Genomic DNA, 24,786 nt, shown 5'->3' on the forward strand with positions numbered 1-24,786 from the left:
AATTTACATTTTCCAATACTTTTCTTAATACTTAATTTACACTCTACAAATAGAATAAGAAATTAACTTAAATCCTGCTTATTTCCAAAACAGCTAACAACTAAAAAAACTATCTAAAAACTAGAAGAAATATTTCATACAAAAACTAATCAACATATATATATTTTGTATTAAGCATAAACATGCATTGTATATATCATTTTATTAATATTCTATTAGCTCATAAAAAAGTAGTGAAACTCTGCAAATCTGCAATTTAATTAAGAAAAACTTGTTTTAAACATAAAAGACACTTATCATTCGATAGTGCACAAACTTACTGATTACTCAAATATTCCAAAAGATATTCCTTCTAAACTAAAGGAAATAATAACAGATCCTAAGTGCTTTACTTCACCTGAAGAAGCTTATAACTACTGTCTGTATCTTTATGATCAGTCTGCTGACTTACTAAAAGAAATGAGTAAGCAAAAGAATTTTGATGATTCAGTATGTGAAAGCGATATAACATATCCTTATATAGGGTGTGAAATAAAATCAAAAAAGAAAAATGCAAGTAGTTTAGAACTAGGGTTTTACGGAACTACAATTACTAAGCCTAAAATTTTCAAAGATTTTTACATAAATAAAATGAAAGAAATAACAAGCTCAGGTGGAGATATATGGGTAGGGAAGTCTTCTTACCCCATGTCATTGGCATTTGTGTCAGAAGATTTGTTCAATGAATTAAATCTTGAAAAAAGAATGAAGTTCAATTCACCTTGCATAAACAGAATACAAACTGGACTTTCAGAAATTCACAAACAAGAAAGCATAATAAATATATCTACATTCCATGCTGAGCATGTAGACTACTCCCTAAACAGATTACACCACTACTGCGGAACAAATGCAGAAACATTTCAAAACAACATAGTTTTCACAAACTACCAAAGTTATGTAGATTTTTTCTTAGAAGATGGTAAAAAACTCATAGAAGAAGGAAAATATGAATCCATGACAGGACCTAATTTCCACATTTCTAAAAATGAATCTTGTGTAAAAGCTAATACAAATCCACAAATGCCTGCTTACCACCTTTCTCTTCCAAACAGAAGAGGAATCACTCTTATCAATATAGGAGTAGGGCCTAGTAATGCTAAAAACATTACAGACCATTTAGCTGTTCTTAAGCCTAATAGCTGGACAATGCTTGGACATTGCGCTGGATTACATTCAAGCCAAGAAGTCGGAGATTACGTATTGGCTCAAAACTACTCAAGACATGATCATGTTTTAGATCCATATATTGCAAATAGAATACCTATTCCAGCATCAAAAGAATTGACAGAATGTCTAGAAGAAAGCGTCCTTAGAAACAACCACAATGGGGAAAAATTGCACAAAGGAACGATAGCAACTACTGGAGATAGAAACTGGGAACTAAATGGAGAAATGGTAAAAGAATTTTCAGAATCTAATGCTATAGCAGTGGATATGGAGTCTGCAACTATAGCAACAAATGGATTTAGGTTCTCTGTACCTTGCCTTACATTCCTATGCATATCAGACATGCCTCTGCATAGAAAATTAAAACTAAAAGGAATGGCTCAAAACTTTTATGAAACCAGAATAAGAACCCATTTCAACACAGGAATGGAAGCTGTAAAGAATATAAACAAAAAACTAAATTACAGCATAAGAACTAATTCAAGTAAAAAAGGTAAAAAACTGGTTCCATTTAGATAAAAAAATTATTTAAAGAATATGGACTAAATTCACTAAACTTAGTTTAGACTTAGTTTAGAAATAATCACTACTACAGAAACATTCTTATATAACCTATATAACCTTTGTTGACTATCTTTGTATTAATTCACCATTCCCTTGAAATATGACCTGCAAACGCACTGCTCTGGGTAATAATTATACAAAAATATAAGTACAATGATGAGATGAACGAAAAAATGAAACTAGACCTTTACGCTTCTTTATTAGCATTTGAAACAATAAATTTCGAAGATGAAATCAAAAAGATAGAAAATAGTTTTGCAGGAATTCATTTAGATTATATAGATGGTAATTTTATAAACAAGTTTGGAATACCTCCTTATTTCATAAAATTTATAAAGAAATTTTTCAAGAAACCAATACAAGTACACATTATGGGGTATGTAGATAACTTTATAGACGAAATTTTATCACAAGATGCATTGCCAGATTCTATTTTCTTCCACATAGACTCATCAAACAATCCAGAACTTGTTATAGAAAAAGTTAAATCTAAAAATATAAAAATTGGAATCTCTATAGAAAATTTTGGAACAAAAGAAATGAGTATTTTTGATAAAATAGATGAAATATTGATCATGACTGTCAAACCAGGCAAATGTGGTCAGAAATTCATTGAAAAAAACTTACTTATATTAGATAAAATTGATTCTTTTTGTAAAGAGAAAGCTACAAACGATTTTTACCATACAAAGAATATTTTTGTAGATGGAGGGGTTAATTTAGAAACAATACAAGCAGTATATAAATATAATAATGATCATGAGAAAATTACAGAAAACACCATAACCAATCAACATCACAAAATAAAAGGCTGCGTAGTTGGATCTGCATATAAGGATTTTTTGTACAATAAGATTAGTTAGTTAATTTAAATAATAAATTAACTTATAAATATCATAAAATGTAAAAATAAGTTAATAAATAAACAAACAATGTACAAGTTTTCATTTTATCATTGTATCTTATGATGTATACTCACTTTATGAATCAAAAATGCTCTTTAGTTGCGATAGTTGGACCACCAAATGCTGGAAAATCTAGTTTACTAAATAATTGGCTTAACAAGAAAATAAGTATAGTCTCCTCAAAACCACACACCACTAGAAATAATGTGTTCGGATCAGTAACAAAAGAAGATACGCAGGTTGTTTTCGTTGACACTCCAGGATTTGCTAAAAAACATGGTGTATGGGGAAAGCACCTACAAAAATCTATGTATGAATCCTTAAAAGATGTAGACACAATATTATTAGTTATAGATTCTTTAAGTCCATTTAAGCTAGGAACAGAGATATTATTTGATGTAGCAAAAAAAACTGATGCAAATTTATTAGTCACAGTACATAAAACAGATAGACCTAAAAAAAGCAAATTATATGAAATAGGAAGATGGTTAAAGGAATCCAAAAGTTATGAAGATCCAATTTTCTTAACTTCCACAAACACAAAAACTGGTACAGAGAAATTATTGGATAAAATAGTAAGCTTAGCTAAAGAAGGGCCTTGGTTATTTGATAAAGATCAAGATACAAACCTAACAAAAGAATGGATAGGTGCTGAATATGTTAGAGAAAAAGTATTCCAATCTATACACCAAGAAGTTCCCTTTAACATAGCCGTACAACCAACTGAATGGGATTTCAATTCAGAAAAATGGGTTTTAAGAGTCAGATTATTAGTCAGAACTTTATCTCATAAAAAAATCATTATAGGTAAAAAGGGATTCAAATTACAACAAATAGGATCTGCTGCAAGGGCTGAGTTAATGTCATTATGGGGACCTGGACAGCTTTTTGTAGAAGTTGTAAAAGACAATCAATTTGAAGAAACAATTAAAGAACTTTATTACAGCAGCTAAACCTATAATGTTGTGGAATAATTTTGAACGTAAACTTAGATATTAAATGGTTTTAAAACTAAGAGAAGGGGTTATATTGAACAAATCTGGCAAAGAAAAAATTTCAAGAATTTTTGATAAAGATCAACAAACAAAATTAGATATTTATATGCAAATGATACTGGATTGGCAACCTATGCTTCATTTGGTAAGCACAAACGCTCTTCAGAATCTAAGAAAACATATTTTGGATTCTGCTTATTTGTTAAAATTCATGGACAGTGAACTAACTTCTGCAAAATCTGAAAATGAAAGTTTTTTTGGGATAAAGAATATCACAGAACAAGATCAATTAAATGAACCAAAAAGTCCAGAACTATGTAAATATATATTGGATTTTGGATCTGGAAATGGGTTTCCTGGAGTTATTTTAGCTATATTAGGATTGGATGTAATTTTAGTAGAAATTCATAAAAAGAAGTGCATTTTCTTAGATGAGGTAAAAATCAAATTAGAACTAAATAACTTGCAAGTATATAATTCTGATATCAGAAACTTTAATTTACAATCTTCTAATTCATGCAAATATAAAGAAATAAAATATATAGTTACCAAGGGATTTGGCAAGGTAGATAAATGCATAGAATATACAGAGCATATTTGGTCAGAAGATACAGTAGGTTTGTTCATAAAATCTAATGATGTAGAGTCTGAATTGGAACAAGCTTTGACAAAATGGAATTTTAATCACAAGATTCTAAGTAGGTATATGCCTGGATTTGTATTAGAGTTAAAAAATTTAAGAAAAATCTGATAAGCATTAAAGTATAGATATAGTAGTAATAATGATTTTTAGGTTAAACTGTTTGCAAAACAAGCTAAATATTAAACTTAAATAAATAAAAATTAAATATACTAGATTTTAAAACATGATTATAAGCAAACAGGGGCGAAGTTGAACAAAATCATCACAATCATAAGTAAGGATTATATAAAGAATCCTAGAAATACAAATTTTATAAGGATAATGTTAAAAAACAGGAGCGCAAGTTGAATAGAAACAAAACCATCGCGGTGGTGAATCAGGAAGATGCCCCAAGGAGAATAACAGGAGCGCAAGTTGAATAGAAACAAAACCATCGCGGTGGTGAATCAGGAAGATGCCCCAAGGAGAATAACAGGAGCGCAAGTTGAATAGAAACAAAACCATCGCGGTGGTGAATCAGAAGGGAGGAGTAGGAAAAACCACTACTGCTGTAAATTTATCTACTGCACTTGCTCAAAAAGGGAAAAAAGTTCTGTTGATAGATTTAGATCCTCAGGGAAACGCAACTACTGGAGTTGGTTTAGAGAAAAATTCCGTAAGCAATTCATATGATCTATTTTTTGAAAAAGTACAAGAAAGTAAAACCTTTGTGGAAAATTTACATTGCATTCCTAGTAGTAAAGATTTAGCAGGGATTGCAATAGAGCTGGCTTCTGATCCAGTAAAAAATTACAAACTAAAGCAATCTATAAATTATCCTGAATATGACTACATAATCATGGATTCTCCACCTACACTAGGATTGATAAGCTTGAATATTTTGAACGCATGTAATGGAATTATTATACCAATGCAATGTGAGTTTTACTCACTTGAAGGAATAGCTCAGCTAATGGAAACAATAAGCTCTGTAAGAGAAAATTGGAACAAAGATATTAAAATAGATGGAATACTAATGACAATGTTCGACAGAAGAAATATGCTTTCTAAAGATGTTTTGAATGAAGTAACAATGTTTTTCAAAGATTTAGTTTTTGAAACAAAAATACCTAGAAATGTTAAACTAGCAGAAGCTCCTTCTTTTGGGAAGCCAGGAGTAATTTACAGTCCATTATCTCCAGGGGCAAAAGCTTATGATGATTTAGCAGAAGAATTTTTATCTAAAGAAAAATTAAATCAATAAGAATCTAAATCAGAAAATAAATACTAAACTAACCTTAAGAAATATAAAAATAAGTTATATAATGTGGGTAAAGTTAAAACTAAATGATTTTAAATAGCATAATAAACAAAATATTTGTTTTACTATCAAATTATTTATTACAAATTATAAAATGGAGATTTAATTGAATTCAAAAAATCATAGACCTAGAATAGGAAAAGGGCTTCAAGCTTTGTTAGAAACAGAAACATCCCAATTCAAAGAAATAAGCATTAAAAAACTTCACCCTAGTAAATTTCAAACAAGAACAGAGTTTAAAGAAAGCGAAATAGAAGAATTATCAGCAACAATTAAAACAAACGGTATCTTACAGCCTATAATAGTAAAAAAAACAGAACTATCTTCCTCTAATACTGAACAAAAATTCGAAATAATAGCTGGAGAAAGAAGGTTTAGAGCTGCTAAATTAGCAGGTTTAGAAAACATTCCATGTAGAGTTGTAAATTGGTCAGAAGAAGAAATAATCGAAGCAAACTTACTGGAAAATATACAAAGATCTCAGTTAAATGGAATAGAAGAAGCCAGAGCTTATAAAAAATTACTAGATAAATACAGCATTACACAGGAAGAGTTATCAAAGAAGGTTGGTAAAAGCAGAAGCCATATTGCTAATCTAGTCAGATTACTTAAATTACCTGAAAATATACAAAATGAAATATTAAAAGGAAACCTAACTGTAGGTCATGGGAAAGCTCTATTACAAAAAGAAAACACACAATTAATGGAAGAAGAGTTAGGTAGAATCCTAAAAGAAAATCTTTCTGTTAGAGATATAGAAAATAGATCAAACAATGTTCCAGAGAATATGAATGATTATAATCCAAAAAATAATAACAAAAATTCAAGGAAGTCAGATAACGCACAGAATGGAAAAACTGGAAAGATAAATCTAGGCGGTCATAATCAAGAAAAAACTGAAGAACAATGTATAAATGTAAATGAACCAAAATCACAAGCAAGCAAAACCAAAAATGAGGATCTGATTCTAATAGAAAGTCAAATTTCTCAATTATTAGATTACACGACTGAAATAGAAATGTTATCTAAATCTTCCGGAAATATAAAAATAAATTTCAAAAACAGTATAGATCTTGATGATATTTTATCTAAACTATCTTCGATACAGAAAAAAAAATAATATAATAAAAACAAGAACTATAGAAACCAAATGCAACAACACTAAAAAAATAAATATATGTAATAGAAAATAAAATCAATAGATACAAACAGTTAAGATTTTTTTAGAATAGATTCCTTGAAATGTATACAAAATACGCAGTAGATACAAACACGTCAAGATGATACAATTCCGAATGGATAGTAATTCAATTTATTCTAACATTTCACGTTTTAAAATCAGTTTATCAAAACTTTCAACTAAACTTTCGAAATATTTTAGACCAAAGGGGTTTAGTTTTTTTGAAATAGGTATAGTGATTTTCTTGATTAGCATATTACTTGGATATGTAATAAAAAAAGGGTCTACAATCATGGAAAAGACAAAAATGTTCGAAGTATCAAATAAAATAAGAGATACAAAAATGTCCATCGAATCTTTCAAGATTTCTCATGGATTCTTACCAGGAGATTGTCCTCATAAAAATATGTACAAACCAGGAAATGGAAACAATATAATAGAAGGAAAAGGATTAGAGAAAGACTCAGAGTCTTATGTTTTTTGGGATCACCTTTACATGCATGAAAATACTAAAATCCCTAAATCTCATTTTATAAGTGTAATGGGAGGGGGTATAATTACCGTTGAGCAAAACCCTGATGGATTAGAAGATGCATGGTTAATTATAGGAAAACCTGTAACATCAACTAACAGAGCTAATGGCCCTTTGTTCAGTTATACGAACATTATAGAGTTAATCAAAAATCTTAGTGATTCTATTGATGATGGAGAATTAATGATAAAAACGGCAAATGAAGGTTCTGCAAAGAAACCTGAGGAAATTTCTAATGAAAACAAACAATCATCTAAGAAAATTTTTACAGCATATATCAGAATATGATAATAGTACGGTGGTTTAATAACAGTATTAAAACCATATAAACTTAAATTTCAGCAGTTTGTTAATAATTAAAAAATAGGAACATAAAGGAAAATAACCTTAATGAAAAATAAATATATATCCAGAAATACAAACATAATGTACATAAATAATGTGAAGAAATTTCTAAGACCAAAAGGATTTTCTATGCTTGAAATGGCAATAGTTTTAGTAATATTTGGTTCATTAAGTAGCATTATGTTTAGCTCGATGCAAAAGTATGTAAAGTGGCAAAGAAGTGAAGTAACTAAATCGAATATGGAAAAAATCTTAAAATCACTTGGAACTTTTGTTTCGTCACGTGGCAGATTACCATATCCATCCACACCTTCAAATAAGTTTCCTGACCCTGATAATCCAGTTACTGTAGCTCCAGGGTTTGAATACCCTTGGCCTAAAAATGATAAAGAATGGGGAAATATATACTTATATTCAGGCATAGTTCCATTCAAAACATTACAAATACCTGAGCACATGGCCAAAGATGGGAATGGTAGATATTTTACATACGTTATGGACACTACATTAGGCGGACGAACATATGTAGAATCCGTTTCACCAAATGATGACAGAATAAAATATGAATATGATTCTGATGATAAAGATATAAAAATATCTAGCTTTTGCTTTGTAAGACACTATGGAGATCCTACAGAAATAACCAAAGGTGAAATAACCAAAGGAGTTGGAGATTCAGGGTATTTCAAGCATATTGGACTTAATTTCAGAGCATCTCTAGTAGATTTAGTGCATTGGAGAGAAAAAATTAGTTTGATTGAAGACAAAACTGTATACGCATATCAGCTTATGTATCCAGAATATATACCTCAAAACAATCTTGCTACTAAATATTTTATAAGTGAAATGTACCAACATGACAATGATCTCTATAGACAACACCATAGACCATATGTTCTAAACAAAGCTTTCTCTGCTAAAATGAGCTCTTCACACAAAGGGCTTGTTGTAAGGGATACAATAGCTGTAGTACTCATAAGTCACGGAGATTCAGGTGGATGGATAACACCAAATGGAACAAGGCAACCTTTAAAGGGAGATGTGTCAAGAGGGAAAAGATGTAATTCAAAGCATAATGGTTCTTTTTTTGAAACTGATATAGAAACCAAAAAAGATAAGAGTAAGATTTTCGATGATACTGTTTTATTTGTATCCAGATTCAATTTTGCAGCACTCTACGGAGGATTCTTATGCGAATCATTAAGTTCAAGCCAAAGACACGTACCTTATATACCTGCACCTCATATAGCTGATAAAATAGCTAAAAAACAAAATTTGACAGAACATAATCAATAAAAAGTCAAACTTAAAAACTAGAAATGTAGTGGGTATATATAATAAATATAAAGAGATATGATAATAAAATTAGAGCGAAAATAGAACGAAATAATTAAAAAACAGAGCTAAATAATTATAACAATTGTAATAAAATAGTTATTGAGATTTATCATCAAAAAATAGAATAAGGATAAAATGTATATAGATGAATGCAGAAAATGGATGTCATTTGTTATTGAGCTAGCATTAAAAACAAAGAATCATGAAGAAGTACCAGTAGCATGTGTTATTTTGAATAAAACACTTACAAATCAAAGCTCATCATCATTAAATAAATTACAGCTAAAATCTACAGAGCCTGACAGAAAAACATTTCACAATAACAAAAACCAAAAGTATAGCGAATGTATATCTCAAATTAATTCCAATGAATATAAAAATACTAATGAGTATAATAACGAGTATAAATATGAATTAGTATCTAAATCTTCAAATCAAGTACAGCTAAAACAAAATCCATTAAAGCATGCAGAATTAATAGCACTTGAGCTAGCTTTGAAAAAATTAAATACAAAGTATCTTACAAACTGTATTTTAATAACAAACTTAGAGCCTTGCGATATGTGCATGAAGGCTATAGAGCTATGTAAAATAAAAAGAGTTATCTTTGGAGCGTATAGAAATAATTTAAACCAAAATAAATTAGATAACGATCTACAAGAAAATCATAAAGAAAGACATATTAGTAACATGCAAAATAATTCACAAAAACATAATACTAATTATCATTCTTGCAAGAGTCATAACAATTACCATGATTATCACTATAAAAATCACTCTAGTCATCATATTGGTGGAGTAATGGAAACTGAATGTAAAAAAATACTTCAGAATTTCTTTAAAAAAATCAGAGAAAGAAATTAATATCTTACAAAAAGACTAACAAAACATATAAGGATCATTTTCAAACCAAAATAAAATATGGGTAAATCCATTTAACCTAGTAAAATCAAGCGTTAATTCTAATTAATTTTATGCTTTTGTCTTAATTTCTAACTTAATTACATAAAAACAATAGATTATTTTGCTTTGTTTTTAAAAAGTTTATTGCAAATCTTTCTTATATTTTATTTTTTTGAAACATTATTTTGACAGTTTTTTAAAAGTTAAATGTTTTAACTAATTTGAGAGGAAAAAAAATGACAGAAAGTATACAAAAAACTTTATCAAGAATAAGACCTCCTAGAGTTAAGATAACCTATGATGTAGAGACAGGTGGAGCTATAGTAAAGAAAGAGCTCCCTTTCATAATGGGAGTAATATCTGATCTTTACGGACACCAGGAAGAAAAAATAGATCTTAAAGATAGAAGATTTATTTTTATAGATAGGGATAATTTTAACGATGTTATGTCTTCTATCAAGCCTATGCTAAAAATCAGAGTCAAAGACACACTAGCAAAGAAGGCACCAGATTCTAAGAAAGCTAAGAAATCTGATGGAAAAGAAGAGAAAGATTCAAAGAAAGCAAAATCTAATGATGCTGCATCCGAAGATGCAATGATTCCTTTAGAAATAAAGTTCGAAAGCATTGATGATTTTCATCCAGTATCAATAGTAAACAAAATTCCTGAATTGAATTCTATGATTAAAGATCACGTATCTTTGGTAGATTTACTTTCAAAAGTAGATGGAAACGAAGATTTAGATAAAATTCTATGCGATGTAGTAAAATCTGAAGATAAAGCTAAACTAATAGCAGAATCAGCAGATATTTCTAAAGCAACTCCAGAAATAGAAAAAATCATAAAAGAAGGAAAAATGATCCTACAAGAAGGAGAAACTGTAGACCCTGACAAGCTTCTAAAAGCTAAAGAAATTGTCGCAGCTTTTGTAAGATCCTTGGATGAAGCTAAAGAGTTGAGTAACTCCTATCCATACATAATGAATAGAATTTCAAACATAGACCAACAAATCTCCTTGCAACTTGACGAAATAATTCACAATCCAGAGTTTCAGAAATTAGAAGCTTCTTGGAGAGGGCTACATTATTTAGTCATGAATTCTGAAACTGGTGAAAGATTGAAAATCAGAGTCTTATCTATTACAAGAGATGAATTACAATCTGATCTAGAAAATGCTATAGAGTTCGATCAAAGTAAATTATTCAAAAAAGTTTATGAAGAAGAATATGGAACATTGGGTGGAATGCCTTACTCTTGTCTTCTAGGTGATTTCTACGTAGGAAGAAGTCCTGTAGATGTTTCTTTAATAGATCATATAAGCACTGTTGCTGCTGCTGCACACACACCATTCCTTGCTGCTGCTGATCCATCTATGTTTGATTTGTCTGCATTCACAGAACTTCACTACCCAAGAGATTTGAAAAAAATCTTCGAAAGTTCAGAAATGATCAAGTGGAACAGCTTTAGAGACAAAGAAGACTCTAGATACGTAAACTTGTTCTTACCAAGAGTTCTTGTAAGACTTCCTTACGGTGATGATACCATTCCTGTAAAAGAATTTTCTTACAATGAAAAAGTCGATGGACTAGATAACTCTAAGTTCTGTTGGGGTAACCCAGCTTTTGCGATGGCTTCAAGAATTACAGATGCATTTGCAAAATTCGGTTGGACTGCTGCTATCAGAGGTGTAGAAGGTGGTGGATTAGTAGAAAATCTACCTGCATACACATTTAAGACACAATATGGTGACATAGCTCTTAAATGCCCTACAGAAACAATCATAACTGACAGAAGAGAAAAAGAATTAAGTGATTTAGGTTTCATAACAATTTGTCATAACAAAGGAACAGATAAAGCTGTATTCTTTGGATCACAAAGTACACAAAAACCAAAAGAGTACAACCTTCCAGAGGCAACTTCAAATGCGTTGATCTCTTCAAGATTGCCTTACATGCTTAATGTATCTAGATTTGCTCATTATATAAAAATGATCATGAGAGAAAAAATAGGTTCATTCGCCTCTGCAGAAGATATAGAAACATACTTGAACACATGGATTGCACAATATGTATTCTTATCAGACACAGGAAGCCAAGGAATAAAATCCAGGTATCCATTAAGAGAAGCAAATATAAAGATCAAAACAAATGAATCTGATCCAGGATCTTATAGCGCTATTATATACATGAAACCTCACTTCCAGTTGGAAGAACTAACCGTTTCATTAAGACTAGTAGCTAAGATTCCTGCTTAAAAAGAAAGGATAAATAGAAAATGATAGCACAAAACAATAATATGGGCTCAAATCTAGGAAAGTTAGAAAATAACAGAATACAGTATGGAGATGGATCGAGCGTTGATGGTATAAACCAACTCGAAAGACAAGATTCTGGTTCTGATCTTCTAATCAGAATGGGAGAAGATACAAAAAAAGAAGTTAGTAATATTGAAAAATACACATGCTTCCATCCAATGAAGAGTTACCACGAATCTTTCACAGGATCAGTTAACAAAGATATGTCTAACCCAAACAAAACATTGAGCGGAAAAGTAATATCAAGTTACATAGAAGTTGTAGTTCCAGTTGGTGTGTTTGCCATGTCTATGGAAGAAACTGGTTTAACAAATACAGGTATTAAATTCATAGAAGTAGTTAGAACACAAATCGTAAAGAAAGAAAGAGTTATTTCTGAATCCAGAATTTTCGTACAATCTTTCGTACTTGGAAGTGCAGGTCAGCTAGGTGATCACGTTTGGTTACAACTTGGATTTAATGAAGTTCATAAACATATAAACCAATATGACTCAGCAGGAAATCCTACTGGAAGCTTTGGATATGCTTATTCAAATGAAAAAGGAACCTTGTTGGCAGACGGTAAACTAGACCCTTACAGTCCTTCATAATACAAGAGCTTAAAACAATCTAAAGAAAAAATGGTATCAGGATGATATATGATTTCGCAGAAATGATATCAGGATGGTGTCATTTAATTTTTTAGGTTAGTTCTAATTAAGAAATATTTTCAAAATAGCAAAACACTATTTTCTATTCTATAGGGAATTTTATTTCTAATAAACTAATGTATATTGATTTTAATAGTTAAAAAAAACATAACAATGCTCAAGCATATTAATTTACTAATATTCAGATCTATTACATTACATATTTACTCAATTTAAACTTTTATAAGATAGACTTTTTAAACATTTCTTAAATATGACTCAACTTATATTCTTCAAATAATTATAAGAATTTAACACCCATGTGTTTTCTTTCAAATAATTGCTTATAGAATCAATAACAGAAGGGCCGATTCCTTTTATATTTATATTTGCTAATTTTTCTTTATCTGTAAAAGTTTCTATGAAATTTTCTAAGGTAATTAAATTCTTTGCAAGCAAAGTACTTTGCCCATATCCAACATTAGGAATACATAAAGCAAAAATCCATCTATTAAGCTCTATTCTTGATTGAGAGTTTATACTATTCAATATATTTATAGCTACTTTGCTGCCCAATATATTTTTTACCTGACTATTATTTTGAAGTATAAGTTCTCTTAATTTTTTAATTACATCTTCTTGATTGTTCACTAAACCAATTTCAAATAATTTTCTAATATTTTTCTCACCCAGATTAGATATATTTAGTGCTTTTTTAGAAACAAAATGCTCTATTTGTAATATTTTCTGTTCACTACATTGAGGATTAATGCATTTCAACATAACACTTTCTCTTACTAATTCACTATTGCAAGATGGGCAAATTACAGGAAGTATAAACTTTTCTTTTCCAGTATTTTTCTTAGACATTACGTGTGGAATTACATCTCCAGCTCTAGCTATAATCACCTCATCACCAATTCTGTAATCTTTGTTAATAACTTCTTGAACATTATGCAAAGAAACTTTCTTAACTTCTACTCCATCTATAAAAATCGGATCTAAAATGGCTACAGGGCTTATTGCTCCACTTTTTCCAATTTGCATAACTATATCTACAATAGTTGTGGAAGAATTTCTCGGAAAAAACTTACAAGCAAAGCAAAATCTAGGTGCTGTGCTATGAAAACCTAATTCATCCCAGCTCTTCAAGCTATTCACTTTCAGAACAACTCCATCTACAGGGTAGGGTATATCGTTTCTAGACAGCTCTGTTTTCTGAAAAGCTTCTTTTGCCTCACATAAATCATCACAAATGACATATTTCATTGTATTAAATCCCAATTTGGATATTAAATCTATCTGATTAGAGTACTTAGATCTTAAATTCTGTACAAACCCATGGGGAATAAATTTCAATTTGTAATTTGCTATAAAATCCATTTCTTTATTTCTTAAAATACCAGCAGTAGCATTTCTAGGATTCTTAAATTCCTTTTCTATAGAGTTATTAACTTTATTAAAAGACTCAAAATCCATAAAAATTTCACCTCTAATCTCAAATTCATCAGGCATAGTAATTTCTTCTGTATCCATTATATTTACACTTACTGCACCTGAGCTTTCATCTTTTGTATCTTTGTTTATATCTATATTTTTATCTTCTTCTGCACTTTCTACTATTTCTACTAAAGCTTCTATTTTTACTGGAATTTCTTGAGGTATGTTTTCTATATATTTAGCTTGTTTAGTAATATCCATTCCATAAGTTCCATCTCCTCTTGTTACACATAAACTCAGTTTCCCTTTTGTATAACTTAATGACGCAGATATTCCATCTATCTTATGTTCCAAAACCATTTCTGGCTCTAATTTTATAGAATTAAGTATTTTTTTATAAAACTTCTCCATAGAATCAGTTCCGTACCCATGGTCCAGAGAAAGCATAGGAAATTTATGCTTAACTTCTTTGTCTTCTATATGTCCGATTTTATTTAAAGGGCTGTTTTTTTGCTTCCCTATTTTTTCTTCTATTTCTTGCAATCTATATTTTAATAAATCATACGATGTATCAGCAATTAAAGGCTTACCATAAGCATATTTTTTGTCATAAAACTTTACTTTCTTAGAAACTTCTTTCCACTCTTGTTTCAACTTACCTAAATCTCCGCCTAAACCTTCTTCGGTTATTTTGCCTATAGGTTTATCTTCAACAAATTTACTCACTTTAGATGTATTTTCTAAGTTTTTATCTTTTTTTAAAACACTACTTTCATCAATTTCATCAAATAAACTTCCCATAATTAGCTCTTTTCTGCTTTTAATATTTAATATCTTTTAATTATTTTTTTATAAATTTTATAATTTCATTTTTACTTATTAATCATATTTAGATTAGTTAGTTAAGGTTTTTAGCCTCTACGTACCACTTACTTTTGGGGTATTTCATTTCAAAGTATTTTAAGATTCTCTCTTTATCTCTTTTTGAACCTATATTCTGAAAAATTTCAGCACACCTAAACAAAGATTCTTGTACATAATCACTTTTGCTATATTCTTTTATTATTTTTCCATAATACTTTAAGGAAACTATTGGATTTCCTTTCTTGGAGTAAAAAATACCTAATTGAAAATTTTGGTAAGCAAGAATATTTATGCATTTACTTCTTATTTCTGAATGATTTGATTTAGAAAGGGGAATTAATTCTAGAATTTCGCTTATTTCTGAATTATCTCTACCTACATCTCTTATTTTTTTATATAAACACTTAATTATTATAGAGTTCACATCCATTTCACCAGAAAAAATAGGAAATATAGATTTCAAAACTCTTGCAGCTTCTAAGCTCTTTTCATATTCCTTAGCATTATAAAAAGATTTAGCTGCTTTAAGAATAGCATACTTAGCTTTGCTAGATGTTGGATAATTTTCTTCTATTTCAAGGTACTTTTCTGCAGCCTGTGAATATTTTTTCCTTTTCAAAAGATCCTCTGCATTAAGCCAAATTTTTTGCAAATCCGACACTTTATCTTTCTGGTCAGAGCTCTTTTGATTTACTTTCTTATTTTCTTTTACAGCAGCAGATTTTTCAAGATTCAGATCATATAAACCGCTAGAGCTTAAAGTATATAAGAATAAAGCCACTAAAATAGCCTTAATTATTTTATTAATTTTTCTTCTAGATTTTTTAAAGAAATACACATCAAAAATATAACATTTTGTAAAGATTATTAGAATATGAATAATTTGAATAAGCGCATTTGAATCATATTATTTATTTTAATAGTTATATTTATTAACTAATATACAGCTAGATAAAAACAGCTAGACAAAATAGAATACATAGAATCAACGTAAAAACTACGCCAAGTTTACTTTGCAGTATCCATTTTTACTATTCAACCAACTTAACTCTCCTAAAATACAATCTTCTCCTAATAATGCATCAGGTCTTGATTCTTTCTTCAAATTTAACTTTATTGAAAAATTCAAATCAAATGGAACATAAGATTTAATCAACTTTATAATTTGACTCCTAAGCCTTTTTCCATGCATAAGTTTTTTATACAAATCCAAGCTGTGTATAGTAATTAGTATATCTATTCCATATGTATTATCCAAAAACCTCTTTCCTAAGAAAGTAGTTCCAAAACTTCTTCCTGGAGCATCACTATACCCAAGACAATACCCTTTATTTTCCACATGCCTTCTAGTAACTTTGTCAAATGAAAACACATCCTCATCGTTTATATATTCCCATTTCCCCTTAAACTGAAAAACTGCCACATCACACTTATAATTTAAAAATGATAAAATTATCCTTTTTAATTGAAATTTATTATGCTTTTGTTTCCAAAATGCTGCAGACACATATCTAGATATATTATTTATATAAGAATTTACATAAGGTTTTGTAGAGCCTATAGATTCTAGAACTTTATTAATAACATGATCTCTCTTGTTTTGAGGATTACATATTGATACATTTCCCCTCTGTGCTATTTTGTAAGTATTTTCTATTATCTTATTATTAAAAATATCTAAGAAATCTTTGAAAACATGATCTTTTTCTTTTCCATCATTAATAAATTTATGTATATAGAATAATGGCAAAGCACCCTGTATTCCGAGCATACTTACATTATTAACTATCATTTCTATTCTTTTTCTTTTCTTATCGTACGATATAGATTTTATATCACTAGAGTTTACGCTCATTTCAACAGAACCTTTAAAAACTATTTCTTTTATATCTTTCGGGTTCTTTTTTTGATAACTTTCCAAGAGAAAGATTGCTTGGTGTACGGAAAAATTCCAAGGAGATTTAATCAAATTATACAAAACAAATTGACTGTCAAAATAATGATAAGTTTTTAATTCATTTTTTGAATCCATGCCTGAATCTATGCCTGAATCTAACTTATCTAAGTAAAACTTACTTTCAGAATTTAATTTATTTTGCTCCATCTCTAACTCACTTTCTAATTTACTTTCTAATAATTTCAGTTTTGTAACATTTAAATATTTAATATCTTCTGAGCTCACTTAATTCTGAACTTCCCATTTTTTCCACGGTACATCATCATTAGATGACCCGAAAACTCTCATTTCTAATAGCGTATTGAAGCCTACATTGTTGCTTATGACACAAGACAAAACTTTTCCTAGCATAAAATGCTCTGCAACTTCATCCTTTATTTTTAAGTCAATAACAATTTTAGGAACTGACCCTGTCCAAGGAGAATTAGGCATCCTAGCTATTGTTTTCTTGTGCTTTATCCCTAAAATTACCTCATTATATTTCTGATTGAAATTAAAATTATATATTTCTAGCATTTTCCTTAAAGGTTTTATATCTGAGTTATTAATAGAAAGATCCACATGGTTCAAAGATAAATTAGATATTATTTCCCATTGAGATTGCCCTCCGTACTGAGGATCTACTTGTTCTGTCGGTTTTAAAATATTAACACAAGAAAGGTTATCTATTTTATTAAACTGAAAACTTGTCTTGTAATTTATACTTTGAGCTTTATCTCTATTTGTACATAATAAATCAGCATAAACAGTTTCTTCACTATATTCCTCTACATCCAAATCTTCATCAATAAAAGAAATCATCATTTTTGATCCTTTATCTTCTTTTTCTCTTCTTGAATACCAAAAAGATCTTTCAGAGCCATTTTCTATGTCTGAAAATGAAAAGTAGGGATAATATACCTTTCTATTATTCTTAAAAGAACTCTTGTAACTAAATACTTCTTTTATAGTGTGTATTTCTGAATTTGAATCAAATCTATCAGACATGATTTTATATGAATCTTTTTCGTAATCTAATCTCAATGGCTCAGACTTCTGTTCAAACAAATTTACTGCTGGGCAACAATTATTCATAAGAATATTATCACTCATTGGAAGAAGTGAAGGCTTTGTCCTTTTGCTAAGAGGGATAAGAAAAGCTATATCTCCTTTTATTTGTTCTAAATTAACATTTAAATTATTAATCTCGAAATTTAAAAATAAAAACTTATGCGGGAATATATTATATTCCATCAAAAGCCTATGAGAATCAGAAGTATATATAGGTCTATCTATGAGAGATTCATCCTCTCCAAATCCTTTTGGAGTTATTACACCTATTTTACTCTTTTGTAATAATTTCCCAGATTTATCAGATAAATAAATCGGAGTAGGTTCAGTTGGGTGATACCCTAAAATATGCTCGTATAAACTCTTAGCAGAAAAAAGATCACTATTTATATAAAAAACTACATTAGAATTATTTTTGAAACTTTTCATATTTTCTGTTTCAAGTGAAAGACACCAATAATTCTGAGATTCTAATAATTCTGTATCTTCGGTCTTCATATAACTTATTTTCTTAGGATTAAAATCATTAACTGTTATTTCTTGAGAAGTAATAAAGTCACATAAAATATCTTCCTTATTATTAGCGCTGATTTTTGTATGCTTAGGGATTTTAATATTCTTCTGATTAGATATATTTTTCTTACTTTCAAAATGAACTATTGTGCATGATGGAAACGGAGCCATAAATTGTGGATACAAAGAATCTAATAAAAAAGAGCTCAGGAAAGATAACTGGTCATCTATTTGCCATTGCAGCCTAGCATCAAAAAAAGCAAAAGACTCTAATATTCTTTGTACATGCGGGTCATCGACCTTATTTTCAGCAAAATTCAACTCCCTTGCTACAGAAGGGTATTTTTCTGCAAACTCATTTCCTTTTTTCAAAAGATAATCCATAGATTTTCTAAAATGTGGAAACAGATTATTTAGATCTGGTGTAGATTTCATAGGCAAATTTAAAAATAAAATCATTAAATTTATGTTAAAAACGTATTAAACTGTCAGTTTTCATACAAAATTTGATTAAATTTGATCTTTAAACTGTATTTAACTATGAAAGAGAGTGCTCAGTGTAGGAATTAAAATATATTTTGTATAGGATGTTGTGATGAAGTATGCATTCGTTTTTCCTGGCCAAGGATCTCAGAAACAAAATATGGCAAGTGATTTTTATTCATGTTCTAAATTGCTAGATACATCTAAAAACATATACCCAAATATAGAAAACATATTCAAATTACCAGATCCAGAGTTAAGTCAGACAGAAAATTCTCAACCAGCAATATTTGTAGCTTGCAGTATGATATGGGAAGAAATAAATAAAATGTATTCATTCTCATCTCTAAGTAATAATGCAGGTAATAATAATGAGCATAGTATACAAAATGGACATATAAACCAAGCTGATAAATTACAAACATCTGATCAAACCACTGTTAACAAAAATGATACAAAAATGATTCCAGCTCCATCATTTTTTGCAGGGCATTCTTTAGGAGAGTATTCAGCTTGCTTTGCTTCTAATGCAATAAACTTTGAATCTGGGTTAGAGCTGATAAAACTAAGGTCGAGATTAATGTCTAAATCGAAGGGTACTATGTTTGCTTGTATAGGAAAATTTGATGATGTACAAAATCTTTGCCAATTTGTGTCTGAAAAGACTAATAAAATATGCCAAATTGCAAATGATAATAATGACACTCAAGTAGTTATAAGTTGTGAAAATGATTGCATAGATTTAATTAATAAAAGTTATAAAAATTTCAATGTAAAAAGATGTATACAACTTAAAGTAAGCGGAGGATTTCATTCTCCTTTAGTTGAAAGTGTAAAATCTGAATTATCTAAAGGAATCAACGAGGTCATGTTTAATGATGTAGAGATTCCAGTAATATCTAATAAAACTGCACTGCCAGAAAAAATAGGACAAAAAATAAAAGATAATTTAATGGATCATGTTGTTTCTGGTGTAAAGTGGAGAGAAACAATTATGTTTATGAAAGAAAATGGAGTAGAAAAAATTGTTGAAGTAGGAGGAAATGTATTATCTAAAATATCTGCAAAACTTGGAGTAGACTCTTTTTCGATATCTAATAAAAATGAGCTTTTGGATTTAGAATCCTTTTTGAATAAATAAACTTTCTAACTACTATAAACTGCCATATATATAAATGCCTTTAATTTTGCTATACTGATTTGGTTGTTATTATTTTTACATTTTTAATTTTAAGTGTAATTATTTTAATTATTTATATATTGAAAGGTGGATTTGTGTTTGATCTTACAGGCAAAAGAGCTCTTATAACAGGAGCTGCAGGTGGAATAGGATCTGAAGTTGCAAAAACATTAAAAAATCATGGGGCTGACGTTTTTTTGACCGGCACAAAAACAGAAGAACTTAAGGAAATTTCCAAACCTATAGGTGCGAGTGGATATTTTGCAGCAGACTTAACATCCTATGATGATTTAAAGAAAATGTTCTCAGAGGCTGTAAAATGCATGGGTGGAGTAGATATTTTGGTTCACTCTGCAGGTTTTGCACAAGACAGACTATACCCAGCTGTAACAAATGAATCATGGCAAAAACAAATGGATGTAAATCTAAATTCAGTTTTTCAGTTAACTCAATTAGCTCTCAGTAAAATGAGAAGAAATGGATGGGGCAGGGTAATTAGCATGTCTTCTGTAGTGGGTTGTACTGGAAATATAGGACAGGTAGCATATTCCACTTCAAAAGCTGCTCTTCTAGGAATGACTAAAACTCTAGCCAGAGAAGTAGCGAAAAGCAACATTACTGTAAATGCTATTTGCCCTGGATTTATAGACACTCAAATGACAAAAGAACTTTTGGAATCAAATGGTAAAATATTAGAAAATATTCCACTACAAAGAGCTGGAACAGTTAAAGAGGTTGCAGCTGGAGTGATTTATTTAGCAAGTGAAGAGTCTGCATATGTTACTGGAACGAGTTTACATATAAATGGTGGGATGATGATGTGCTAACAAAATATAGACAAACAAGACTATGGTTAGTGCAATCTATTTTCCAACATCTAATAAATAAAAATCCTTACAAATTAGGGAAAAATAATTCAGAGCAAGTTAAATCTGAGAAAATACGTAATGAAGAAATAAAGCCTGAATCAGATTTCATTAACAACGAAGATGGAACTCTAGTTTTCGAATCTGAACAAACAACAGAAACCACTTTAAATGAAGAAAACGAAGATAATGAAATTGTAAAGGAAGATGAAGATGATACTTTACAAGATTTACAAGAGAAATCCGATGAATTTAATGATGTAATTTTAAATGATATAAACTTAAATACCAATGAACTCGAAACTGAATCTACAGAATTAATCGAAGATCTTGAAACCAAAGAATTTGAAAACATAAATGAACACATAGATATAAATTATAAGATGCGTGAGTTTGAAGAAATTATTTTCGATAATTTAGGGGATAAAGTAGAATTCAAAAAACTTTTTTCAGGTGTTCTACATAATGAGCAAGAAGTGACAGAAAAAGTTTCTAAATACTTAACTAGTAGCTGCAAATGGAAGAACATGCAATTAGTTTTAAAAAGTATATTTTTGTCTGCTGGGTATGAAATTATTTTTGCAAATTTGGACAATGGTGAAGATCTAGAAAAGACAAAGCAGCATATAATAAAAAATTACATATCTATAGCTAGAGTACTAGGAGAAGAAAAAGGGGTAGATGTAATCTTCTCTGTTTTACATAAAATCAAACACAAAATAAACGTATAATAATAAAAAATTACATAATTCAACTTTTTGTAAAAACAGCTAATCAATGGCTTAATATATAAGTTATAATATAACCAGCAGGTTTTGATATTTTTTATATAATATTTGTATCAACTTCTTCTGAGCATTCATTTATATAATGGATTTAGCAGGTACACTCATTATTTTCTACTATTAAAGCACTTTATTGATATTCTATTCATGAAAATATAACAATTGTAACAAAAAATAGTATGAAATTCATAACCAATTTACAAGGTTTCAGTTTTTTACAATAAACTTAAAACTATATATATAAGGTTACAAAGCATCTTGTTAAACTTAAATATAGTATATGTACAAATTAGCTTTATAATCTGAACAGGTTTACATTCTGTCCAAAATTTTGTAGAAAATTATTAATAAATTTAATAAAACTGGTTTTAATTAGAATCTAAATCAGGTTTTATATTTCCATAATTTCTACTTCTATAACACTTATTACAAATTACTAAAAAACTAATACTAAAAAAATTTAGATATATGAGCTATCAACTCATTTTAATATAAAAATAAATTTATAAAATAAATTCTTTTCTATTTATTAAAAGTATTATTAATTTTTATACAAATGTGAAAACTGATTAAGAAATAACTTTGATTCGATAGTTGGTTAAATGGAAATCAAATACCTTAACCTTATAGTTTAAGATTTATATATTGATTTCACTTAAAAAACAGTTTTTAGAACAAAAACCAATAGTGCAAATTAAAATGAAACTTAAAAATATTTAAAGGTTTTGAAATATTTTCTTGTTTTGTACATAAAATATAAAAGCTAAGTTTTCCTTAGGAATATAAATTAATGAACAAGAATTAAGTAAAAATTAAGCTTTGTATGGCATTAAAGCTAGAAATCTTCTTTCTTTTATAGCCTTAGAAAGTCTTCTCATTTCTTTAGCACTAAAGCCTAATATCTTTGGAGCTAAAATACGACCATGAGGGGTTGTCATTCTAGAGGTATCTCTTAGATAATCTATTTTATTCTCAGCAAATCTATTTCTAGGGTCTCTGATTGGATCAAATAAACTTTGAACTTCTGTCAAAGGTCTTTCTTTCTTGTCCAGTAATCTGATCATGTATCTGATCAAATCCTTGTTTAATTTTAATGTGTTTACAAGTTTTTTTGATTGTTCAGAAGGAAGATTAAAGTCCATAAGAATATAATGTCCTCTTATGTTTCTTTGTATTTCATATTTTAGCTTGTTCAGTCCAAAATTTTTCCTTGATACTTCTTTTCCGCCTAAAGAGTCAATTTCTTTTGAAATTTGATCAACTACTTTTTCAGCTTCTTCTTCTGATATGTTTTGTTTCAGTACACAGTTTAACCTGTAATTGCGCAATTAACGCCTCCTGGACATACTGTATCAAAAACTTTAAAGAATTGTAAGAGAAGCAAAGTAACACAATAAATCCAGCATAAATTTATCTAAATAACCTTATCTAAGAAATCTATAATTTCATCTATTTTTATATAATGAGTTTTATCAGATATTACTCTAACTTCTACAGAATCACTCTCTAACTGCTTATTTCCTATAATAATTTTAATAGGAGATCCTATCAAATCTGAAACAGCAAATTTCTCACCAGGTGATTTTTTACCACTTACGATATATGTTGTTTTAGAAAATTTTCTACGTATTTTCTCACAAGTTTTATCTGCTTTTTCGCTATCCTTACACATATTCAAAATTGTAATTTTAAATGGGGCTATATTTTTAGGCCAATTAATTCCATTTTCTACACTATATTTCTCTACCAAAGCCCCTACAAGCCTTGAAACACCAATTCCATAACAGGACATAACCAATGCATTAGTTTTATTCTCACTATTCGTTACTTTTAGGTTCATTGGCTCACTGTATCTTGTACCAAGCAGAAAAATATGACCTAACTCCATAAAACTCTTCTCAACTCCATCTACCACTGCTGTGTCTTCGCCTATTTCAGATTCAATCAAGAACTCATGACTTTTAGAACCTCCAATTTCCCCTGTTTCAGCTGGTTTTGAAATAACATCCAAACCTAACTCATCGAATACTTCTTTGTAAGCTTCTGAAACATTATCGTAAAAATCCAAAGCATCTTTTTCTGTTTCATGAAATGAATATCCATCACACATCAAAAATTCTCTGCATCTTACAATTCCGTATCTTGGCCTTAATTCATCCCTAAACTTCCACTGTATGTTAAAAACTTTTACAGGAAGGTCATGCAATTTTATTTTATTCCTTACCATATCCACACATGCTTCTTCTGCGGTTGGTCCAAAAACAAGATCTGATTCATTCCTGTCTTTTATCTTTAACATTTCCTTTCCATAAACTTCATATCTTCCAGTTTCTATCCAAAGAGATGCAGGATGCAAAGTTGGTAAACACATTCTATTAAATCCAATATCCTCAAATTTATCAGAAATTATTTTCTCTACGATTGAAAGAATTTTGTACCCTAACGGAAGCCAAGCATATATACCCGAAGACAATTTATGTATCATTCCACTTTTCATCATCAATTTTGCTGTTTCTGAAAATTCATCAGAGTCTTTTTTTGTGGGTATAAAAAACTTACCAAGAGACTCACAATTAGAGCTATAATTATCATTTTTAGATGTATTCATTATCATTCCTTTTTATATCTATAGATTTGTATATTCATACTATCAAATTACAAAAAACTTGTTAGACAAATTACTAACAAAAATTAAATAAAACCATAAAATAAATCTAATTGGTAAAATATTATACGCTCAATTTACACAAAAAATATTCTTTAATTAGATTTTGTAGAATTTAACGAAAA

At 29.2% G+C, this 24,786-nt stretch carries 20 protein-coding genes; 14 read left to right on the forward strand and 6 right to left on the reverse strand.

The annotated features are described in order from the left end of the window. The first annotated feature begins 306 nt into the window (after nucleotides 1-306). The 11 genes from FZC36_RS01605 (at nucleotide 307) to FZC36_RS01655 (ending at nucleotide 12,819) form a co-directional block, all read left to right on the forward strand. Complete coding sequence (locus tag FZC36_RS01605) at nucleotides 307-1,728, forward strand: AMP nucleosidase (RefSeq protein WP_187440082.1); 1,422 nt, start codon at nucleotides 307-309, stop codon at nucleotides 1,726-1,728. A 206-nt stretch (nucleotides 1,729-1,934) separates the two neighbouring features. After that, a complete protein-coding gene (locus FZC36_RS01610) occupies nucleotides 1,935-2,636 on the forward strand; it encodes a beta/alpha barrel domain-containing protein (protein ID WP_148972250.1) in 702 nt (233 codons plus the stop codon). A gap of 119 nt (nucleotides 2,637-2,755) precedes the next feature. Beyond that, nucleotides 2,756-3,631, forward strand: coding sequence for a GTPase Era (era, locus tag FZC36_RS01615; RefSeq protein WP_187440083.1), 876 nt, complete (start codon nucleotides 2,756-2,758; stop codon nucleotides 3,629-3,631). A 76-nt stretch (nucleotides 3,632-3,707) separates the two neighbouring features. After that, entirely contained in the window at nucleotides 3,708-4,424 is a 717-nt protein-coding gene (locus tag FZC36_RS01620; protein WP_187440084.1) for a 16S rRNA (guanine(527)-N(7))-methyltransferase RsmG, read from the forward strand. A 376-nt stretch (nucleotides 4,425-4,800) separates the two neighbouring features. After that, entirely contained in the window at nucleotides 4,801-5,559 is a 759-nt protein-coding gene (locus FZC36_RS01625) for a ParA family protein (RefSeq protein WP_222912606.1), read from the forward strand. A gap of 163 nt (nucleotides 5,560-5,722) precedes the next feature. After that, nucleotides 5,723-6,736, forward strand: coding sequence for a ParB/RepB/Spo0J family partition protein (locus FZC36_RS01630; RefSeq protein WP_148972253.1), 1,014 nt, complete (start codon nucleotides 5,723-5,725; stop codon nucleotides 6,734-6,736). A 160-nt stretch (nucleotides 6,737-6,896) separates the two neighbouring features. After that, complete coding sequence (locus FZC36_RS01635; RefSeq protein WP_148972254.1) at nucleotides 6,897-7,616, forward strand: type II secretion system protein; 720 nt, start codon at nucleotides 6,897-6,899, stop codon at nucleotides 7,614-7,616. A 102-nt stretch (nucleotides 7,617-7,718) separates the two neighbouring features. Further along, complete coding sequence (locus tag FZC36_RS01640; protein WP_148972255.1) at nucleotides 7,719-8,969, forward strand: type II secretion system protein; 1,251 nt, start codon at nucleotides 7,719-7,721, stop codon at nucleotides 8,967-8,969. Nucleotides 8,970-9,146: 177 nt separating this feature from the next. Beyond that, complete coding sequence (locus FZC36_RS01645; RefSeq protein WP_148972256.1) at nucleotides 9,147-9,875, forward strand: deaminase; 729 nt, start codon at nucleotides 9,147-9,149, stop codon at nucleotides 9,873-9,875. 275 nt (nucleotides 9,876-10,150) lie between these two features. Next, nucleotides 10,151-12,169 carry a type VI secretion system contractile sheath large subunit gene (gene tssC / locus FZC36_RS01650; RefSeq protein WP_148972257.1) on the forward strand — a complete coding sequence of 673 codons (2,019 nt, stop codon included), beginning with the start codon at nucleotides 10,151-10,153 and terminating at the stop codon, nucleotides 12,167-12,169. A 20-nt stretch (nucleotides 12,170-12,189) separates the two neighbouring features. After that, nucleotides 12,190-12,819: a hypothetical protein gene (locus tag FZC36_RS01655; protein ID WP_148972258.1), complete on the forward strand. Its 630-nt coding sequence runs from the start codon at nucleotides 12,190-12,192 to the stop codon at nucleotides 12,817-12,819. A 318-nt stretch (nucleotides 12,820-13,137) separates the two neighbouring features. Here FZC36_RS01655 and FZC36_RS01660 read toward each other — a convergent pair whose 3' ends face one another. From FZC36_RS01660 to tssF, 4 genes are all read right to left on the reverse strand, one after another. Continuing rightward, nucleotides 13,138-15,099, reverse strand: coding sequence for a helix-hairpin-helix domain-containing protein (locus FZC36_RS01660; protein WP_148972259.1), 1,962 nt, complete (start codon nucleotides 15,097-15,099; stop codon nucleotides 13,138-13,140). Nucleotides 15,100-15,196: 97 nt separating this feature from the next. Beyond that, a complete protein-coding gene (locus FZC36_RS01665; protein WP_187440085.1) occupies nucleotides 15,197-15,943 on the reverse strand; it encodes an outer membrane protein assembly factor BamD in 747 nt (248 codons plus the stop codon). Between the two features lie 216 nt (nucleotides 15,944-16,159). Further along, nucleotides 16,160-17,344, reverse strand: a complete 1,185-nt coding sequence (locus tag FZC36_RS01670) for a type VI secretion system baseplate subunit TssG (protein ID WP_148972261.1) — start codon at nucleotides 17,342-17,344, stop codon at nucleotides 16,160-16,162. Beyond that, entirely contained in the window at nucleotides 17,345-19,141 is a 1,797-nt protein-coding gene (gene tssF, locus FZC36_RS01675) for a type VI secretion system baseplate subunit TssF (RefSeq protein ID WP_148972262.1), read from the reverse strand. Between the two features lie 136 nt (nucleotides 19,142-19,277). Here tssF and FZC36_RS01680 point away from each other — a divergent pair, with 136 nt between their 5' ends. From FZC36_RS01680 to FZC36_RS01690, 3 genes are all read left to right on the forward strand, one after another. Then, nucleotides 19,278-20,306 (forward strand): ACP S-malonyltransferase, encoded by a 1,029-nt coding sequence (locus FZC36_RS01680; RefSeq protein ID WP_148972263.1) that lies wholly within the window; start codon nucleotides 19,278-19,280, stop codon nucleotides 20,304-20,306. A 134-nt stretch (nucleotides 20,307-20,440) separates the two neighbouring features. Then, nucleotides 20,441-21,172 (forward strand): SDR family NAD(P)-dependent oxidoreductase, encoded by a 732-nt coding sequence (locus FZC36_RS01685; RefSeq protein WP_148972264.1) that lies wholly within the window; start codon nucleotides 20,441-20,443, stop codon nucleotides 21,170-21,172. After that, complete coding sequence (locus FZC36_RS01690; RefSeq protein ID WP_148972265.1) at nucleotides 21,166-21,942, forward strand: transcription antitermination NusB family protein; 777 nt, start codon at nucleotides 21,166-21,168, stop codon at nucleotides 21,940-21,942. Before FZC36_RS01685 ends, FZC36_RS01690 begins: the two co-directional genes overlap by 7 nt. 866 nt (nucleotides 21,943-22,808) lie before the next feature. Here the strand turns inward: FZC36_RS01690 and rpsF are convergent. Both rpsF and FZC36_RS01700 read right to left on the reverse strand, forming a co-directional pair. Next, nucleotides 22,809-23,324: a 30S ribosomal protein S6 gene (gene rpsF, locus FZC36_RS01695; protein ID WP_148972266.1), complete on the reverse strand. Its 516-nt coding sequence runs from the start codon at nucleotides 23,322-23,324 to the stop codon at nucleotides 22,809-22,811. 86 nt (nucleotides 23,325-23,410) lie between these two features. After that, the gene (locus tag FZC36_RS01700; protein ID WP_187440086.1) at nucleotides 23,411-24,604 is read right to left on the reverse strand and encodes an aminoacyl--tRNA ligase-related protein; all 1,194 of its coding nucleotides are present in this window, start codon (nucleotides 24,602-24,604) and stop codon (nucleotides 23,411-23,413) included. Nucleotides 24,605-24,786 lie beyond the last annotated feature (182 nt).

The sequence above is a fragment of the Candidatus Nesciobacter abundans genome, from assembly GCF_008189525.1.
Classification (GTDB): domain Bacteria; phylum Pseudomonadota; class Alphaproteobacteria; order CAJXXZ01; family 1604HC; genus Nesciobacter; species Nesciobacter abundans.

Excerpts from the sequence above, each read along its gene's own strand:
- FZC36_RS01680 (WP_148972263.1), top strand. The coding sequence starts at position 19,278 with ATGAAGTATGCATTCGTTTTTCCTGGCCAAGGATCTCAGAAACAAAAT.
- FZC36_RS01700 (WP_187440086.1), bottom strand. The coding sequence starts at position 24,604 with ATGAATACATCTAAAAATGATAATTATAGCTCTAATTGTGAGTCTCTT.
- tssF (WP_148972262.1), bottom strand. The coding sequence starts at position 19,141 with ATGATTTTATTTTTAAATTTGCCTATGAAATCTACACCAGATCTAAAT.
- FZC36_RS01610 (WP_148972250.1), top strand. The coding sequence starts at position 1,935 with ATGAACGAAAAAATGAAACTAGACCTTTACGCTTCTTTATTAGCATTT.
- era (WP_187440083.1), top strand. The coding sequence starts at position 2,756 with ATGAATCAAAAATGCTCTTTAGTTGCGATAGTTGGACCACCAAATGCT.
- FZC36_RS01660 (WP_148972259.1), bottom strand. The coding sequence starts at position 15,099 with ATGGGAAGTTTATTTGATGAAATTGATGAAAGTAGTGTTTTAAAAAAA.
- FZC36_RS01655 (WP_148972258.1), top strand. The coding sequence starts at position 12,190 with ATGATAGCACAAAACAATAATATGGGCTCAAATCTAGGAAAGTTAGAA.
- FZC36_RS01635 (WP_148972254.1), top strand. The coding sequence starts at position 6,897 with ATGATACAATTCCGAATGGATAGTAATTCAATTTATTCTAACATTTCA.
- tssC (WP_148972257.1), top strand. The coding sequence starts at position 10,151 with ATGACAGAAAGTATACAAAAAACTTTATCAAGAATAAGACCTCCTAGA.
- FZC36_RS01645 (WP_148972256.1), top strand. The coding sequence starts at position 9,147 with ATGTATATAGATGAATGCAGAAAATGGATGTCATTTGTTATTGAGCTA.
- FZC36_RS01640 (WP_148972255.1), top strand. The coding sequence starts at position 7,719 with ATGAAAAATAAATATATATCCAGAAATACAAACATAATGTACATAAAT.